We start from the raw sequence: 3,153 nt of genomic DNA, 5'->3' as shown, positions 1-3,153 counted from the left end.
TCGTGGCGGTCTGCGCTGGTCCGACCGTGAAGAAGACTTCCGTACCGAAGTCCTGGGCCTGGTAAAAGCCCAGCAAGTGAAGAACTCGGTCATCGTGCCGGTGGGTGCGAAGGGCGGCTTCCTGCCGCGTCGCCTGCCACTGGGCGGCAGCCGTGACGAGATCGCGGCCGAGGGCATCGCCTGCTACCGCATCTTCATTTCGGGCCTGTTGGACATCACCGACAACCTGAAAGATGGCGCCCTGGTACCACCGGCCAACGTCGTGCGTCATGACGACGATGACCCGTACCTGGTAGTGGCCGCGGACAAGGGCACTGCGACCTTCTCCGACATCGCCAACGGCATCGCTATCGACTACGGCTTCTGGCTGGGTGACGCGTTTGCGTCCGGTGGTTCGGCCGGTTACGACCACAAGAAGATGGGCATCACCGCCAAGGGCGCGTGGGTCGGCGTACAGCGCCACTTCCGCGAGCGCGGCATCAATGTCCAGGAAGACAGCATCACTGTGGTGGGCGTCGGCGACATGGCCGGTGACGTGTTCGGCAACGGCTTGCTGATGTCCGACAAGCTGCAACTGGTCGCAGCGTTCAACCACCTGCACATCTTCATCGACCCGAACCCTGAGCCGGCATCGAGCTTCGCCGAGCGTCAGCGCCTGTTCGACCTGCCGCGTTCGGCCTGGTCGGACTACGACACCAGCATCATGTCCGAAGGCGGCGGGATCTTCTCGCGCAGCGCGAAGAGCATCGCGATTTCCCCGCAGATGCAAGAGCGCTTCGACATCCAGGCCGACAAGCTGACCCCGACCGAACTGCTGAACGCCTTGCTCAAGGCGCCGGTGGATCTGCTGTGGAACGGCGGTATCGGTACTTACGTGAAAGCCAGCAGCGAAAGCCACGCCGATGTCGGCGACAAGGCTAACGATGCACTGCGCGTGAACGGCAACGAACTGCGCTGCAAAGTCGTGGGCGAGGGCGGTAACCTGGGCATGACCCAACTGGGTCGCGTCGAGTTCGGCCTCAATGGCGGCGGTTCCAACACCGACTTCATCGACAACGCCGGTGGCGTGGACTGCTCCGACCACGAAGTGAACATCAAGATCCTGCTGAACGAAGTGGTTCAGGCCGGCGACATGACCGACAAGCAACGTAACCAGTTGCTGGCGAGCATGACCGACGAAGTCGGTGGTCTGGTGCTGGGCAACAACTACAAGCAGACTCAGGCCCTGTCCCTGGCTGCCCGTCGCGCCTTGCCGCGGATTGCCGAATACAAGCGCTTGATGAACGACCTGGAAGGTCGCGGCAAGCTGGATCGCGCCATCGAGTTCCTGCCGGCCGAAGATGCAATCAACGAGCGCATCGCCGCAGGCCACGGCCTGACCCGCGCCGAGCTGTCGGTGCTGATCTCGTACAGCAAAATCGACCTCAAGGAGCAGTTGCTTGGCTCCCTGGTGCCGGACGACGACTACCTGACCCGCGACATGGAAACCGCTTTCCCGCCAACCCTGGTGAGCAAGTTCTCCGCGGCCATGCGTCGTCACCGTCTGAAGCGTGAAATCGTCAGCACCCAGATCGCCAACGATCTGGTCAACCACATGGGCATTACCTTCGTTCAACGACTCAAAGAGTCGACCGGCATGAGCCCGGCGAACGTGGCCGGCGCCTACGTGATCGTGCGCGACATTTTCCATCTCCCGCACTGGTTCCGTCAGATCGAGAACCTGGACTACCAGGTCTCCGCCGACGTGCAACTGGAGCTGATGGACGAGCTGATGCGTCTGGGCCGTCGCGCTACGCGCTGGTTCCTGCGTGCCCGTCGCAACGAGCAGAACGCTGCCCGTGACGTCGCCCACTTCGGTCCGCACCTGAAGGAGTTGGGCCTCAAGCTCGACGAGCTGCTCAGTGGCGAGATCCGCGAAACCTGGCAGGCCCGTTACCAGGCGTACGTCGCAGCCGGTGTACCGGAGTTGCTGGCGCGCATGGTGGCTGGCACCTCGCACCTGTACACCCTGCTGCCGATCATCGAGGCCTCCGACGTGACCGGTCAGGACCCTGCGGACGTGGCCAAGGCCTACTTCGCCGTGGGCAGTGCGCTGGACATCACCTGGTACATGCAACAGATCAGCGCTCTGCCGGTTGAAAACAACTGGCAGGCCCTGGCCCGTGAAGCGTTCCGCGATGACGTCGACTGGCAGCAACGCGCGATCACCATCTCGGTCCTGCAACAGGGCGACGGTACCCAGGACGTGGAAACACGCTTGGCGCTGTGGATGGCGCAGCACGACAGCATGATCGAACGCTGGCGTGCCATGCTGGTGGAAATCCGTGCCGCCAGCGGCACCGACTACGCCATGTACGCGGTGGCCAACCGCGAACTGCTGGACCTGGCATTGAGCGGTCAAGCGGTAGTGCCTGCCGCTGTCGCCGCCGAGCTGGAACCGGCTGCCTGATCAGGCGTTGAATGAAAAAACCCCGCATTGAGAGATGCGGGGTTTTTTTTGTCTGGGAATCTTGTGGTGTTTGTACCGGCGCCATCGCGAGCAAGCTCGCTCCCACAGTAAATGGGTGTACATGAGTGGTGTGTAAGACACCCATTACTGTGGGAGCGGGCTTACCCGCGATGGGGGCATTGATTTCAATACAACTTCTGGCTTGATTTATTATCAATCATCGACACATTACTTGTCGGGCTGGTCAGTAAATTACTGAGCGATTGGTCAAACTTTTGCAGTGCCCTGACTTGCACATTCTGTTGTTCATTAATATCCGCAACTATCTCTTCACTGCGTTTATAGTCGGCCCACACCGGGCTGAGTGCTTTGGCGTCATGGCCTTGTGCAGTACCGATGTAGTTGAAGTTCTTGTCATAAAAGTCCGCACTGACATCCGCCTGGATATCCGAACTGCGCGAGGTCATCAGTTGACTTCGGGTGTCGACCACTGCCATCACATCCGGTTTCGCTGCCCTGAGGCTCTGAATGTCCGGGTATACGATAACCGAGCCAAATTGCCGCTGCAGGGAGGCCTTGACCCAATCCACCGCCAGGTCTGGCCTGGAGGTGGCTACGTAGGCGTCATGAATCGGCTGCACCAGCAGGCTCTGGCCGAAACCGGTGCCGGCGTTGGCTCGATAGTCCCGAAGGTAGGCACGATT

The 3,153-nt window shown here is 60.9% G+C and carries 2 protein-coding genes; one reads left to right on the top strand and one right to left on the bottom strand.

The annotated features are described in order from the left end of the window. Positions 1–2,449 (top strand): NAD-glutamate dehydrogenase domain-containing protein (locus ACXRVY_RS21730; RefSeq protein ID WP_458238211.1); only part of this gene is annotated, 2,449 nt, incomplete at its 5' end. 185 nt (positions 2,450–2,634) lie between these two features. Here the strand turns inward: ACXRVY_RS21730 and ACXRVY_RS21725 are convergent. Next, positions 2,635–3,153: ATPase (locus tag ACXRVY_RS21725; RefSeq protein WP_458238210.1), on the bottom strand; the 519-nt coding region annotated here is incomplete at its 5' end.

It is taken from the genome of Pseudomonas sp. P5_A2_2 (assembly GCF_054177685.1).
This window is presented reverse-complemented; position numbering and strand designations above follow the sequence as displayed.